The sequence below is a fragment of the Metapseudomonas phytobenefica genome (assembly GCF_043392685.1).
Lineage (GTDB): Bacteria > Pseudomonadota > Gammaproteobacteria > Pseudomonadales > Pseudomonadaceae > Metapseudomonas.
Map to the genome: position 1 here is coordinate 78,845 of NZ_JBHZGM010000018.1, position 15,945 is coordinate 94,789.

General features: G+C 56.7%; 7 protein-coding genes. 5 read left to right on the forward strand and 2 right to left on the reverse strand.

All coding sequences use genetic code 11. From position 1 onward, the window contains the following. Window positions 1–203 precede the first annotated feature (203 nt). Together ACFW0B_RS15620 and ACFW0B_RS15625 are read right to left on the reverse strand one after the other, a co-directional pair. The gene (locus tag ACFW0B_RS15620; RefSeq protein WP_449149636.1) at window positions 204–500 is read right to left on the reverse strand and encodes a LasR-specific antiactivator QslA; all 297 of its coding nucleotides are present in this window, start codon (window positions 498–500) and stop codon (window positions 204–206) included. Next, complete coding sequence (locus ACFW0B_RS15625; protein WP_449149638.1) at window positions 497–766, reverse strand: hypothetical protein; 270 nt, start codon at window positions 764–766, stop codon at window positions 497–499. The genes ACFW0B_RS15620 and ACFW0B_RS15625 overlap by 4 nt, the downstream gene beginning before the upstream one ends. A gap of 851 nt (window positions 767–1,617) precedes the next feature. Here ACFW0B_RS15625 and ACFW0B_RS15630 point away from each other — a divergent pair. The 5 genes from ACFW0B_RS15630 (at window position 1,618) to ACFW0B_RS15645 (ending at window position 15,773) form a co-directional block, all read left to right on the forward strand. Further along, window positions 1,618–2,847 carry a Druantia anti-phage system protein DruA gene (locus ACFW0B_RS15630; RefSeq protein WP_449149640.1) on the forward strand — a complete coding sequence of 410 codons (1,230 nt, stop codon included), beginning with the start codon at window positions 1,618–1,620 and terminating at the stop codon, window positions 2,845–2,847. A gap of 26 nt (window positions 2,848–2,873) precedes the next feature. Next, window positions 2,874–4,544, forward strand: a complete 1,671-nt coding sequence (locus ACFW0B_RS26005; RefSeq protein WP_459251715.1) for a competence protein CoiA family protein — start codon at window positions 2,874–2,876, stop codon at window positions 4,542–4,544. Continuing rightward, entirely contained in the window at window positions 4,541–6,418 is a 1,878-nt protein-coding gene (locus tag ACFW0B_RS15635) for a hypothetical protein (protein WP_449149642.1), read from the forward strand. Before ACFW0B_RS26005 ends, ACFW0B_RS15635 begins: the two co-directional genes overlap by 4 nt. A gap of 1,071 nt (window positions 6,419–7,489) precedes the next feature. Further along, window positions 7,490–13,024: a DEAD/DEAH box helicase gene (locus tag ACFW0B_RS15640; protein ID WP_449149644.1), complete on the forward strand. Its 5,535-nt coding sequence runs from the start codon at window positions 7,490–7,492 to the stop codon at window positions 13,022–13,024. A gap of 811 nt (window positions 13,025–13,835) precedes the next feature. Next, a complete protein-coding gene (locus ACFW0B_RS15645; RefSeq protein WP_449149646.1) occupies window positions 13,836–15,773 on the forward strand; it encodes a DEAD/DEAH box helicase in 1,938 nt (645 codons plus the stop codon). The last annotated feature ends 172 nt before the right edge of the window (window positions 15,774–15,945 follow it).

A 15,945-nucleotide genomic window follows, 5' to 3' on the forward strand; every position in this document is an offset into this window, starting at 1 on the left:
GCTCTGCACGCGCAGCCCTTGACGGCGAGAACGCCGTGATAGGGTGAAGGGAAACAGCAAGACCGCCCTCCGAACTTTCATGTGGCACGGATGGCAAGCGAAGCGCGCAGGCCCAAGGGGCCGGAGATGAAGTGCGCGTCTCTCAAGAAAGCCCATTGCTAAGCAGAAAGCTCGAGCCGGCTTAACCGACTCGAGCTTCTTGCCTACAGCGTCAAAGCCAGATCCCTGGTTCGTTGCTCATTGCACTGCAGCGAACTCAACCGCTGCTGAATTCGGCTCAGGAAACCGACCTCGAAAGCACGCCTTTCCATTGCACAGGGGAGAAGATCACGCTCGGCAATCATGATCGCCCAAAGCCAGCCGCTTCGGGCGTTGTCGAGCCAGGTCTGGGCCAGCCCCACACCTTGATTGAATGCCTGCCGACAATCCGCAGCCCAAATGATTTCCATACCTGGATGGCCATCGTGAGGTGGAAGCCAAGTCATGATGCCCTTGCTCACTTGGCACCTCCTCGTGCTTCGGACAGTGCACGACGGAACAGCACAACCATCTCGTCAAGCAGATCTTGGGCCGAGTAGGCCGCGACCCTTAAACGCAGGTTTTCCGGCTGGAATCCATCCGGCCCGGCCATTTGATCAAGCAGATTACCGAGCATAGTTGCACGCAATTCGGCAGCAGCCTCGACGGGGAGGGGAGAGCGCTCGGATTCATGCAGCGGACTTGGCCGCCGTGGGAAGGGAACAACGCAGGTTTCGAACTCAGCCATGGCGCACCTCCGGAACAGAGGTGAACAAGACCAAAATCCCAAGGCGGAGCTCTCGGGTAAAAAGGAGGTAGCGCATTTTCCTTATGCTCCTTGGTTGGATTAAGGAGCCGACACCCGCCGTTGTCACGCGGTGATGGGTGGCGGACCGCGCGGGGGTGACAATCCGGTAACCAAGGCAACCGGCCGGGCAAATGCCCGCCCCGCGCGGTCAGCCATAAAGTTGCAGCAACACGGTACTTGTGTACCAGTCGCGCAACTACTCGCTACCACGCCCTTGGTTGAGTTCGGGTTGTCACGCCCGGCCGTGGGATTTACCACGACGGGCGCACTCTAGCCTGCGGGTTTCATGATGGCAACCTACTGTGGCGTAGTTGGATTGTTCGTCACTTGCTGTGGTCAAGCTGATCAGTGGAGTGATTCGAGCCCAGAAGCGTTTGTGCGTGCCCAACCAAGAGGCTTGGAGGTGTCCACAAAACTAGGGGCGATTCACAGTTTTCCTAGCTATGCAGCCGAGTAGTGACTGGTGATGCTGCCGTTCTTGTGCCCCAGCAGAACCCTCGGGTCCTTCTCCGTTGGTCGTGACGGCGCCCTCCTAGCCCGCAAGGATGCGCTCGATATAGGTGATGGAGTCGACGGCTACGCCATACCAGCGGGCAAAGACGAGGCTACGGCTCCTGGAGGCGTGGGCGTTCCGCCCGAGCTCGACCGTAGAGTTCGTCGGAGGAATTGGTCCGTCTTCAACCTGATCGCCACCGTCGCCCTTGCAGCGACCGTCATCTGGAGGCTCTAATGGCGCATGCTCCGAGCAAAGTTCAAATTGGAAAAATTTTGAGTGGGATGCAAGACGAAAAATGCCAAATGGCGATACAGCAGTTATTAGTGTTGACCCGCGCGAGGATAATCTAAAGAGCAAATTGCGGGAACATCTGCACTCCCTTGGCTTCACTAAATCTGAAGAGGGAACATTACAAGCTCCAGGAAACACCAAGGAAGCGATCCGCTCGCTCCACAGTGCGCAACGAGAAGAGAGGCTCTCGGCCAATGAAAAATTTGTCTCACTAACTGGCCGAAAACTGATGCAATTCTTTGCATCCGGCAAAGATATTGATCCAGAGAAAATCTCGCCGGTCCTTGAGCGTGTTTCATCGGAAACGCAGCAAGGAGAGCTCTTCAGACTTGCTTCGCTATCGTGGTCTGTTCCCGTCTCAAACGGATTCGGTAGGCGTCTCCGATACCTTGTCTGGGATGAAAATAATGGGAAGCTAATGGGGCTCATTGCCATTGGTGACCCTGTCTTTAATCTCGCTGTAAGGGACAGATTCATTGATTGGGACATTCATGACAGGAGTGCGCGCCTCGTAAACTTGATGGACGCTTATGTATTGGGAGCGATCCCTCCGTACAATACGCTTCTCGGTGGCAAGCTTATAGCGTGCTTGTTGCGCAGTCGTGATATTTATGACGATTTTTCTAGGGCTTACGGAGGTACGACAGGCGTCATATCCGGGGAAGTGAAAAAAGCACGACTTCTTGCAATAACAACATCATCATCAATGGGAAGGTCATCGGTTTATAATCGACTGAGGCTTGACGGAATAAAATATTTAGAACCCATCGGATACACGAACGGCTGGGGGCATTTTCACATTCCAGATCAGTTGTTTGCGGAGCTCCGTGACTACTTACGCGATAACGATCATACCTATGCGGACCAGCATGCTTTCGGTCAGGGGCCAAACTGGCGTTTGCGAACGATGAAGGCCGCATTATCTGCACTCGGTTTCAAACAAAATCTTATGCGGCACGGTATCCAGCGCGAAGTTTTTATCTGCCAGCTCGCCAGTAATGCGACCGAAATTCTGCAGACGGGAAAAGGCCAACCCGACCTTACTTCGCTCCTGTCTGCAAAGGAAATTGCCGAGCAAGCGGTGAGTCGGTGGATGATACCTCGCTCAAGGCGTAGACCCGAGTATCGTGATTGGACTTCCAGCGACCTTGTTGACATGTATGGGAATCAAGCTCGAAATCTACGTGCACAGCTCGAGAAAGCAGAGATTCATAGGAAGGCCGGCCGACTTTAAGGGCACGGGGCACAGGGAGATGGGGGATGGAGTACGCCTTCAATGAGATTACTGGCAGATTGGAATCGGCGGCGAAAGTATCGTTCTCCTGGTTTTATGTATGCCCAGTCTGCAAGGCGAGGGTTCTTCACCGCTCCGGTGTGAGAAGGAGGCCACACTTCGCCCACTGGCCTGGTATGGGATCGCCTGAGTGCGAGATCTTCGTTCCGGGCCTCCATGGGCAGTATGTCCATGGACAAGCCTCTGCGACGATGGAAAAGCGGAGGATGGAGCTCCGTTTGGTGATTCCTCGGATCGGGGACGATCGCGCTGGTTGGTCGCTCGAACTGGTGCTTCCCCCATGTCGCGAATGTCCGGCCACGCTCTCACTTGACGTGGGTGGAAGAATCCAGACGTTGAATATGCGTGGTATGCAGAATCGCCGCCGTGTGACCGCCGAACTTTCTACGACCCCCTACTGCATAGTTGAAATTAGCGGAAAGCCCGACTCTTCGTTTTTCCTTAGTTTGGATAGGGAATGTCAGGGGTTACCTGCCGTAGGTGCTGCCGCCTTCACCGCATCGGGCCGAAGCGAGCCAAAAGGATTCCCCCGAACACAGGAACTAAGAGTTTCTGAAACCTTTGCCCTGCTGTGGCGGGAGCCTGCTGAGCCAGATTTTCCCGATGAGTTGGTGATCGATAGGTTTCCTGGACGGCAAGGATGGAATCTAGCCCTAGTTACAATTCCCGATGAGCTATCCCCAGAATGCACCGATTGGTTGCGTGCATTCACCGGGCTGCCAATAGCACCGCCCGTACCCGCAATCATTGCTGTTTGGCCATTCTTCACTAGGAAAGCAAGCGTCAACGTGATTGAGAGTGTCAGGACAGGCATGCTCTTGCTAGCTGCGAAGATGATGCCATTGGAACAGTCGGACCAAGGTCCGACAATGCAAGTTCAAAGTGGGTCCTCAAAGCATTCCGCCCAAGGCTTGGAACGTTCGCCAGCATTTTTTGCCCTTCGGCCTGACGGCACGCAGACCGTCAAAGTGTCAGATGCGAACACCCCAGGGATTGAAGAGTTCGTCTCCTTCACTCTTAACCAAGAGCGCTCTCCGAGGCATCCGTCTGTCGAACTGGCGTTCACCACACCAACGGGAGTTTGCCATGTTGTTCCTCTGCATCAACGCAGGTGTACAGATGTGGCCGCTGAGGCCCGGGCGCATGGGAGGGGGCCGGACTACCTGTCGATGCCTCCTGGCGCGGTGGGAATTCTCCGCATAGATGGACCGACCGGGCGCCTTGTGACTGCAATTTCCTCTGGGAGTGATTCCCCCCCTCACAGCCGTCATACGCGTCTCCCATCAGCCGATGTTCTGACGAAAATGACTTCGGCCTTGGCCGATCCTGCATGTCACGTGGAGATTGAATTCGGTGGCTTTGGACGACTGCGCGTCGCCGGCACTTGGACACGTACCTCAGTGGGCCGCGGTAGTAGGGAACTCACCCCGGCCCTGCGATCAAGGCTGCTTAGTTTCATGCTTCAACTGCGAATTGCTTCGCCAACAGCAGTACATGCGGACGACAACACGCTAGTTGGGGCCTTGGCTACTGTGAGGCCCGAAGCGTCGCTCATCCCGCATTATCGTTCGCTGGTAAAGGAGGTCCTTGCCTGCGGCTTCGAAATTAAACGTTTGGGAGAAGGTGCCTCACCATGAGTTACCAATACAGCCAGGAGGCAAAACAGCGAATCTCTGCATTGGGGCAAGCCGCGGTAGTCGAATTCATTGAGGAGATTCCCCACGGCTTGCGCAGGACAATCTATGACCGCTTGCCTAGCGTCCAGGGATTCAGGCCAGGCACGCTGCCCGAGTTCAAAGAGAGACAGAAGCGCCTAATAGGACATCTGATCCACCCGCAAACAAGCCCCAAAGAGGCATTTGACTGGAGCATTTTCACCCAGCTTTGGGAGGCCTGGGTTAGGGGCCGGCTGGGTGAATCTGTTCCACAAGGCGACTACTCCGAGCATACCCCCGACTCCGGCCCCTCCTTCTTGAGGGAACTCGCTGAACGTTTCCCGGGCGCTGCTAGGGAGGACGTAGAGCGATTATTCATTTTCAGCTGTTTTCCAAACCATCCGGATGTCGCGATGGCACTTGCTTGCTTCCGCTCGGCCTCAACTCTGGCACGCGATCAGATGATCGACAGCCTACCGGCCTATTTTGAAGAGATGGAGCAACGCTTTGCAGTTGCTGGGGCTGCTGCTGCGGATGAGGCCAAACGGATTGGACAGCTTGAAGTGGTCTCGGTTTCCCTTGCCAGAGGTATGGAGGACGTCGCCAAGAACGTTAGTCAGAACTCCGATGCAGTGTCCGCGTTGCGGATTGCACTGGATGCGGTGTTCGCACGCTCCGAAACGACTGAAAAAGTTATCGATTCGCTAAGCGCTGCCGGTAAGAAGAGCGCTGACGCCGCCACCGCCGTCGACATCAGGACCGATGCCCTTGAGAAATGCGTGCGGGCGCTTGAGGTGCGTGGAGACAGGTGGGATGAGGTCGCAACTGATGCAGCAGCGCTGAAGGTGGCTGTCGAAGGTCTTTCAGCAGGCGAAGCCGATCGGGCAGGGACAACTGAGTCCGTTGGCGTACTTTTGGGACGAGTCGCTGCCCTTGAAAGCATCTTGGTGGGAAGTGGTGTGGAATCGGGAACAAGGCAACGGGTTAGGTTGCTTGAGAACAAGCCGGAGGGAGCGTTCGTCGACATACTTTCTATCCAAAACGCCTGTGACCTAGTCGCTTCGAATCTTCAGGCGACCGGCATTGCGAGAGGAGCGGCAACCGCCACTGCCCGCCAGACAGTAGCTGCTCTCGTCGCAGGCCAAATGGTGCAGTTCTCGGGTTCGCTCGCTGACTTGGTAGCTGATTCTGTGGCCGCAGCTATCGGCGGGCCGATTTTCCATGAATGGCGAGTGCCGGTCGGACTTATATCCGATGAGGCTGCGTCCGACTGTGTCGAGATCGTCGCAGAATCGTCAAGCTGCCTGCTTCTGAAGGGGGCGAACCTCTCGGCTTTTGAGGTCTACGGTGCTGCGGTTCGGGATATTGTCGTGCGACGGCAGTTCACCGGGTCTAGTTACGGAAGCTTTGCCCTAATTGCTTCTTGGGCGCAGGGGCCGGCCGCGTTCCCTGATGGAAGCACTCTTGCTGAGTTGGGGCCCGTGTTTGATACGGACACTCTTCCGATGCGCGGAATTTCCGCCAAGCTACCGCAGTTGAGGTATGGCCGACTCGCGAAAGAAGCCTGGCCGCAGGTCGATGGCCTTGAAACTAGCGAGACGACTCCAGTGACGAGCCAGTTGGGCGAGCTCCTGAAGGAAGCAGACTTTGAAGGCGGCAGCTTATGGCGGCGCGTGTCTAGCCGCGCTTACACGACTCTTAGGGCGATGCCAGGCGGAAAAGCGGAGGATGATCTCCATTCGCTGCTGGTCTCATGGGCCGCTCCATGGGCTAGGGCCACTGGCGGTCCTGTTAAGGAGATCATTCAAATCGCTGAACGTGAGTTGGCCGAACGGCGAGCAGACGTGACAGTTTGAGGGAGTGACGATGGAGTGGCAGGCGGCTTCCTTGGAGGAAGCACGTAGGGTCGTCGCGGCGGGGATACGCTGCAGGTCGGCCGGGGAATGCCTTCGGATATCTGCAGTGTCGGAATGCCTGCGGGCGGTATCACATCTCTGCACTGTCCCTGTAGGCGGACAGGGAGCGTGGGAGGCTGCTGCCTCGGTTCGCCTCACCGGTATGGTGCGGCGTAAGCTGGTTTCGTTATGGCCAGACCTCGCTGCCGACGGGGAGGATACTCGCCCTGGAGTGATGGGAGTGCTCAATAGCCTTGCCGAACTGGGCGACATGGTCAGACTCGAAGGTGGCAGGTGGCTTGCGGCGCCGGCGCACGCTGTACGGGCAGGAGACGGGCTAGCTGTGCTGCTAGGTGGAGGGCCAAGAGAGGTGCTCCCGCAGGCGGTGAGGGCATCGGCTAGGGCTGAGGGTAGGGTCCGGCTCGTGGAGACAGCCGCTTGCGAAGGCTGGACAGATGCGTGGGAGGCAGATGAATGGATCGGAGCCCCCGCCGAAGGGCTTGAAGCATGGTCAGAGCGGCTGCTGGCCGAAGCTACGACTCGACTGACGGACGCTCCCGACGACATGGGCGAGGTCTCCGCCTACTTGCCCCGTGAATGGGTCAGGCTTGCGGATCTGCCGGCAGGCGAGGGACCGATTTTGCTTTGCAGAGTGCGCAGTTCGGGAGTAGCCGGGCCGATGTTTTCCTATTTCATTGGCGAATTTGCCAGGAGTCGTCTGCGGAGACTTAGCGGCATTGATTCCCAGGACGCCAGGCGTCTTCGCTTTTATCTGGATGCAAAGGTAGGGCGTCCTATCAGAGTCGTCGCTTCAGCGTCTCAGGGCTTGGTGAAACTCAGTCTAGGGCGCCGCTTGCCGGAGCGGGAGGCACGGGTACTCCTGCTTGGCTGGCAGGTCCCTGCGCCCGATAGTGAACACCCTGGAGTAACGCATCACATGTTCCCCGCAGAGACTCTACCTATTTTGCGCAAGGCATTCGAGGGGCTTCGGATCGTACTGGACGAGCGCTTTGGCGCAGGGAGAGGAAACTAATGACCGTAATGTCGAAAACTGTTGAAGCGACAGGCGTCCATGAGGCAGCGAGGAGTCTGGCGGAGAGTCTTAGGCAATACATTGAGGCTCAATATCACATCCGCGATGAGGGGCTTATCAAAGAGCGCCATGCGCTTCTTCGGAGGGATGCCACCATCGCCCAAGTCCCTTATGTGGAAGCCACTCCAGTCTATAAGGTGGGTGATCTCTACGACAGCCTGCCGATTCCTAAGGCTGCCGTCGATGCACTGACTCAACTGGCGGGGATGGGCGTCGGCCTTTACCCCCACCCCTATGAGCACCAGTCGGAAGCGCTCGTGTCTTTCCTCGGCGATGAAGCGGCCGACCTGGTGGTGGCTACCGGTACCGGTTCTGGTAAGACCGAAAGCTTCCTTATGCCTGTCATAGGTAAGTTGGCGATCGAGGGGGAAGAAAGGCCCGAGTCTGCGGAGCTTCCAGGCTGCAGGGCGATGCTGTTGTATCCGATGAACGCCTTGGTCAACGATCAGCTTGCACGTATCCGGCGATTGCTCGGCAACCCCGAGGCAGCAAAGGTCCTCTCAAAGGGACGACCGAGGCCCGTACGTTTCGGTAGTTATACGGGACGCACTCCTTATCCAGGACGCCGATCTTCCGTGCGGGATGAACGCTTCATCAAGCCTCTTTTCGAAGAGTTCTATCGCAAGGTTGCAGAGAAATCGGCCGTCCGGATGGAGCTGGAACGCATCGGCCGCTGGCCCAGTAAAGATCTCGACGCCTTCTATGGGCGCGAGTCGGCTCAGACCAAAACCTACGTGTCAGGTAAGAAGGCTGGCAAGCAATACATTGCCAACAACTGGGGCCATCGGCTTATTACGCAGCCCGGTGACCGTGAGCTCATGACCCGGGACGAGATGCAGCAGCGCTGCCCGGAACTGCTCATCACCAACTACTCCATGCTTGAATACATGCTCATGCGCCCCATCGAGCGCGGCATCTTTGAGCAGACTAGGGATTGGCTCAAAGCTGATCCCCGGAACGAATTCGTCCTCGTTCTCGACGAGGCGCATATGTACAGAGGAGCTGGTGGCGCGGAGGTCGCTCTTCTCATCCGACGCCTCTGCGCCCGCCTGGAGATATCCCGTGAACGCATGCGTTGCATTCTAACCAGCGCGAGCCTTGGCTCGGGCCCGACTGCAGTCGAGGACGGCGAGCGCTTCGCCCGGGATCTAACAGGCTTGCCAGATGGTTCCTCCCGACGCGTCAGAGTGATTCAAGGAACCCCAGAACCGCGTTCTCTCCCACGTCCCGCCACGCGTGAAGAGGCCGAGGCGTTGGCGGAGTTTGATCTTGGGGCCTTTCAGAATGCAGCCAACGACCTCGACGCCGCGCAGGCGGCCACGGTGGACCTCGCCGCACGCCTGAACTGGCAAGCACCAACCGCAGGCGACCATGCATCATTCCGTGACTGGCTCTACGAGAATATGACCGACTTCGGTCCCCTTGAGGCACTGATCGCGACGGTGTCGGGCAAGGCGGTTAGGCTCGACGCCCTCAGCGAGGTGCTCTTCTGCGAATCTCCAGCTAACACAGCAGCACGGGCAGCCGACGCCTTGCTTGCTTTGGGTAGCTATGCCCGACGGCGCTCAGATGGCCGCGTATTGATACCGACGCGCTTGCATCTTTTCCATAGAGGGCTGCCTGGGCTTCACGCTTGCGTGGACCCCGAATGCACGCAAAGACTCGGCGGTCACGCCGGTCCCACCATCCTGGGTCGCCTTCACACGAAGCCCTTGGACCGGTGCCATTGCGCGTCGAAGGGAAGGGTCTACGAATTGCTCACTCACCGCGATTGCGGTGCCGCTTTCATCCGCGGCTACGTGAGTTCCGACATGGACTTTGTATGGCATCAGCCGAGTGGCCCATTGTCCGAAGGCGGCACCATCGAGCTTACTCCGATTGAGATCTTGGTCGAGGAGAACGTTCACCCGCGCAGCCGCCACAAAGACATGTGGCTTCACGTCCCAACCGGAAAACTCTCCTCGACGTGCCCCCCAGATGCCTCGAGCTACCGCAAGGTACAAGTACCCGACAAGGTCGCCGCAGGCCAGGTGGAGATTGCCTTCGACGAATGCCCTGTATGCATGCGCAGGACCCGGAGTTCTAAGGACGAGCCCTCCAAGGTGATGGACCACGTGACGAAGGGCGAGGCCCCATTCACCGCGTTGGTCCGCACGCAGATGGCTCGCCAGCCGGCAAGTCGCGCTATCGATGCAAAGCACCCCAATGGAGGTCGGAAGGTACTCATCTTCTCCGATGGCCGCCAGAAGGCTGCCCGGTTGGCTCGCGACATCCCCCGGGACATCGAGCTCGACGTGTTCCGGCAGGCAGTTGCGCTCGCGTGCGCGCGACTGGAGGCCATTCCCCAAGAGCCGCGACCTAACCTTAGCCTCTATCTCGCCTTCTTATCCGTCCTATCTGAGCACGACCTCCTCATTTTCGACGGGCAAGATGCGAAAAAGATCGCCGCCGCTCGCGCCGAATTCGAGCGCGACTGCGAGGGGGACCTGAGGCAGGCTCTCGACGATGATTTCGAACCGTCGGAAACGCCACCCGCACGATACCGGATCGCGCTGCTGAAGCTCTTTTGCAGCAACTACTATTCGCTTTCGGGAACAACCGTCGGTTTCGTCGAGCCCGCGCGGGCAAAACTCAGAAAGATGAAAGACGATATCAAGGCGGTGGGGATCGCGCTCGGGGACGAGGACGTCCGAGCACTCGCAGTCGCCTGGATAGATGCCCTGCTCAGGGAGTTTGCATTCGACCCGTCGCTGGACCCGGTACTCCGCTGCAAGGCGGCCGGCTACTTCAAGCCGGACTGGGGAAGCAAAGGGCAGTTCGACCGGGCTTTCGCGGAGGCCCTTGCCCGTCGCCCCGGTTGGGGGAAGCCCGCCGTAGAGGCTATCGAGGCAGCGTTCCGCAGCCAGTTGGCGTCCGAGAAAGACAAAGTCTGGTTCCTTACGCCGAACACACTCCGCCTACGAGTCGACCTTTCCCACGTCTGGGCTCAGTGTCCGGACTGCACAGCCCTCATGCCTCTCGCCTTAGGTGGGACGATCTGCCTTGCCTGCGGAGGCGAAGGGGTCAGGCTAGTCGATCCCCTGGTAAGTAATTACGTGGCCGCCCGCAAGGGCTTCTGGCGCCTGCCGGTGCAAGATGCCCTCGCCTCCGGTGCCCGGCTCTCGAACCTGAGCGTCGAAGAGCACACAGCCCAACTCTCGAATCGGGACCGCAGCAGCGTCCACGCTACCACCGAGCTTTATGAGCTGAGGTTTCAAGACGTCCTTATCGAGGACTCCGACAGGCCGATCGATGTGCTCAGTTGCACCACCACCATGGAAGTTGGCGTCGACATCGGCTCTCTAGTCGCGGTAGCACTGAGGAACGTTCCGCCCCAACGCGAGAATTACCAGCAACGTGCCGGTCGTGCGGGCCGTCGCGGTGCTTCGGTCTCGACTGTCGTGACGTATTCCCAGACCGGGCCTCACGACAGCCATTACTTCCTGAACCCCGAGCACATCGTGGCTGGACCGCCGCGTACACCCGAGGTCAAGGTAGATAACCCCAAGATCGCCCGACGGCACGTGCATGCTTATTTGGTCCAGACCTTCTTCCACGAACTCATGGAACAGGGAGGCCACGGTCTTGGTGAAAAAACGTCAATGCTTGAAAAGGCGCTCGGCCCGACACGACAGTTTTTCCATGGGGCACAGGACACTGGTCTAAACCTAGAAGGTTTTGGAGACTGGGTGTCACACCGTATTCTCGCTGCCGAAGGTGACCTGAGGGCATCCGTCGCAGCATGGCTTCCCCCGTCCCTAGATACCGGCGGCCGAGCGCTCGAAGAGTGGCTCGCGGAGGTGGCGGAAGAGTTTCTGTCGACCCTGCGTCGACTCAGCGCAGATGTCCCACCACCTGCCGCTTCGGAGGACGACGGAGAGAACAAGGAAGTTGAGGAAAACGAAAACGCAGGACCGAAGCTAGAACAGGAAGAACTGCTGGAATTCCTTTTCTTCCACGGCCTCCTACCGAGCTACGCGTTTCCCACAAGCCTCTGCAGTTTCTTGGTGGAGAAGCGCGAGAAGAATCTCAAGGGCATTTGGGAGGTTCGCACGGTTCAGCGGCCGCAGCAGTCGATTTCTCAGGCGTTAAGCGAGTATGCCCCCGGGCGGCTGATCGTTATCGATAAGAAGACTTACCGTTCCGGAGGCGTGTTCGCTGATCTTCCCGCCGGGGAAGTGAGCCGGGCCAGACCGCTTTTCGCAGCTGCGAAAAAGCTCGTCCATTGTGAAGCATGCTCCTTTGTGCGTGATCCCCATACGGCCCAGGGAAATGACAGTACCTGTCCTGTTTGTGGCGGGGCGCTGAAGGAAGAGACGATGATTCAGCCAGAGGTCTTCGGTCCCGAATGCGCCAGAGAACTTCCCGAGGACGACCGCGAGCAAGAGATCACGTTCGCAACGATGGCGCAGTTCCCGCAGCCTGTTGATCCGGAAGTATTCACCTTTAGGCCGTGTGGGCCGAATGCTAGTTTTACTCACGCGACCGACCGAAGGCTAGTAACCGTCAACCGGGGAAAAGAGGGCGGTCAGGCCAACGGGTTCTCGGTATGTGTCGAATGCGGAGCGGCCTCCGTCTTTGACCAATTCTCACCGACTGGTGGGCCGCACGAGCGCCCTTACCGCTACCTCGGCCCGCAGGGGACCCCGCAGCTATGCTCCGGTGAGTTCCGACGTGTTCTTCTCGGCCATGACTTCACAACTGATCTATTGCTGGTAAGGCTGAGAGTCGCCGCTCCGCTAGTGACCGACACCAGTGACATAGTAACCCTGCGAATGCTGGAGGACGCGCTTCACACGATCGCAGAAGCTGTCCGGCTCGCTGCGAGCCGCCATAGGCAATTGGATCTCGACCCAGCTGAGTTTGGCTCCGGTTTCCGCGTTGTCCCTGCCCTCCAAAACGAGGCTCGGATGTTGGACATATTCCTATACGACACCCTCTCGGGTGGCGCAGGTTACGCCGAGGTGGCGGCGAGAAACCTCCCAGAGATCTTGGAGGCTACTCTTGCGCTGCTGGAGAGTTGCACGTGCGACACTTCATGCACTGAATGCCTAGACCACTTCCACAACCAGCACATCCAGGACCGACTGGACAGGAAGCTCGGCGCGGCGCTTCTACGTTACGGAATATTCGGCGAGGAGCCGCGTTGCTCCCCTCCGAATGCACAGGAGGCCACGTTGTCCCAGTTGTGCGCCAGTCTTGAGTTGGACGATTTCCGGTGCTTGTCCGGCGGCATGTCCGAAGCCCCCATGCTTGTAGAACATGGTGGACGTCGAATGGCCTTGGGTTCCTACCCGGGGCTCATCGGTAGGCCGGAGTTCGTTCACGCAGTCAAGAACGCTCGGAATGTCCACGGCTATTTGGCATTGAACGAGTACCTGCTCAGATCCAATCTGCCGGACGCGCATCAGCGAGTCCGGGGCTTGTTCCGTTAGTCTGCGACGGAAGTGTCCTCGGTATATGTGTCCCGGGGACACGTCACCTGAACGGTGAGTCTGGCCATTAGTTGCCCCAATTTCCGGGTGCTCAATTGAGTGCGAATGCCTCGCCGTCGTCAGTCGACTCCATCGCTTTGGGAACTGGGCCGGCGACTAATCACGCTACCTGGCGGTGCTCGCTCGGTGGCGTCAGTTAAACGGGGGCATTCATCCGACCAAGGCAACGCGGATTTTGGAAGCAGGCTGACTAGTGCCCGGCTTACCTCATCGATGGATCGCTTCATACAGCGTCCCCGGCGATGATGCTCCAACATATCTAGGTGAGGATGACGTTTCTACACAGCCTGGGGCGGAAGGTGCCGCTTGTCGAAGGCAGCTATCCGCCGATTCTGTTGAAAAAGTCGGTGTTGGCCGGGGTCACCCGTCCATCGCCCCCAAACCGGCTGATTATTGCGTTGCTACGTGAAATCCAAGGCAGCTCTGCCCCAGAAATGGCTCAGATTTCAGCGTAAGCAACGCATTTTTGTGGGCAGAAATCCCGAAGGGTGCCTTTCAACAAAATCCGCTAAAAGCGGTCACTCGCGGGCAATGACGCTCACGCCAGCACCGGCCATAGACACGTCGCAAACGACTTCGTAACCTCCAGCCTACTGTTGTCGCTTTTCCCCTCAGCCCCATATCGTCTTTTGAGTGATCGACTCAATTGGATCAAGGGGTACAGGTGGATCAGGGACGTTATGCGACACAAGTGGCATAAAAATTACATCACTTGTGTCGCCTACTTATTGTAGTGGGGCGGCATAGAAGAATGATCAGAATACATGGGCAAAACGACAACTCGCCGGAGTATCAGGCAGCTGAGAAACTAGCAGGCCTCGCTGCAGCGAGTATTGCCGGGCTGGAAGAGGATAATCAGATAATTCTTGAGATTTTTCCTTCGGCTAAATGCTTTGGGCAGAAGATCCAAGACATCGACTTGCTCGTGTTATTTGCCAACTACCGCAAGGAGGAAATTCGATCGCCCCAAAACAAAACGCTAATCCATTCGTTTTGTGTTTCGTTCGAAGTAAAAGGGCATTCGCCCCACTTGGTTCGCTTTGAGGGAAATCGGTGTTTTGTTAAGTACCGCGATAGTGATCATGATGTCACTGCGCAAAGCGATGGGCAGAAGTACTCCATCAGAAAGTACATTGAGAAGAATAGCCTGAGCAGAAGCTCTCCTTGGATCACAAATTTGATTTGGCTTGAGCGAGTTCAAGGTTCGCTTATCCCAAAAACACAGAACAACATACTTGGGTCGGATGCGACTTGGGAAGTTTTGTTGGAAAAGGTGGCCTTACTATCGAGTCGGCCGGGCGCTAACGAGGTGTGTTGCTTTTCCGCTCGAAGTTACATGGCCAACACTTTGGAAGTGTTTTCAAAAACATTGGTTCCATCCAAAATCGACAGAAAGCGGCTTGAGGCGATCACTAAATCTGTCCTGGATCGAACGCAGCAGCAATACGCCGAGAAGCTGGGAAAGCAGCTTCTAATATTTCGAGGGCGCGGGGGTACAGGAAAGACGGTACGCCTTATTCGTGTGGCATATCAAGCATATGACGAATTTGGATTGCGCGTTGTCTTGCTTACCTACAACAAGGCTTTGGTTGCAGATTTGCGTAGACTACTTGCCTTGCTAGGGGCTAAGGATTCGGTCGGAGAGGGAAGTATTTCTATCAAGACCATTCATAGCTTCATGCACGAATGGCTGGTTGCTTTGGGTGTTATCTCAAAGCAGGAGCGCGATTTCCTTGAGGCATACGAAGTGTACAAAAAAAATGCGCTTGAATATTTGTCAACCGGCACTGTGACACAAGAAGAAGTCGAGAAGTCGAGATCAGCTCAAAGTGGGTCCTTAACGTGGGATCTGTTACTCATCGACGAATCGCAAGATTGGCCTGCTACTGAACGAGACCTGATCTATCAGCTGTATGGGCCGGAGAAAGTAATCATTGCTGACGGGGTTGATCAGTTCGTACGAGGTGTGGAAAAGATTGATTGGCGGGCAAATGTTGGGGCGTGCGAAAGCCAAATTGTTCCATTAAGGAAAAGCCTGCGGCTTAAATCCAGTCTTTGCCAAACGGTAGGTCATTTCGCTAAGGAAATTGAGTACGCGAATTGGAATCTCGAGCCTCTGCCTGAATCACACGGCGGTAGAGTTATAGTGGTTGTTGGCGACCCATTGTCCAAAAAGTTTCATTCTAAGCTGGCGGCAACCGCTAGAGATGATGGGAACAAACCGATTGACATGCTATTTTGTGTGCCTCCTGGGTGGGTGGAAAATTCCGCCGATGGAAAAAGGCGTTCGAAGGTCGGAAAACAGTATTCTGAATGGGGTCTTGAGTGTTGGGATGCCGTTGATCCGGAGCAGCGAGACGAGTATCCAACTAGTGTCGAGCAGTTTCGGGTTGTTCAGTACGAATCATGTCGTGGCCTTGAGGGTTGGGTCGTGGTTAATTTCGCCTTAGATGAGTTCTTTGCTTACAAGCAGGAGAACGCTAAAGTCAGCGAAGAGGAAAAAAAAGACATGTTCTACGACGAGCATGAGGCGGCCCTTGATTACGCGAAAAAGTGGGTGATGATCCCCCTCACAAGAGCAATAGATACGCTCGTGATCCATGTCTCAGACCCTAATTCGTACATTGGCAAAATCGCTATTGATCTACACCGCAAGTACCCCGAGAGTATTGATTATTATGAATTTTAAACCTCCGAGTACTGTCGTCTAACAAGTCGCTGCAGGTGACGTTCGATCCTTCATACACTTTTCTGAGGCCGTAAAGTGCGCGTCAGTGCCCTATCGGGGTTACGACGATCTTGCCGCTAATGCTTTGTCCGCCCAAGCTGGTCATGCTGGACGCATGACCAGCATTAGAAAA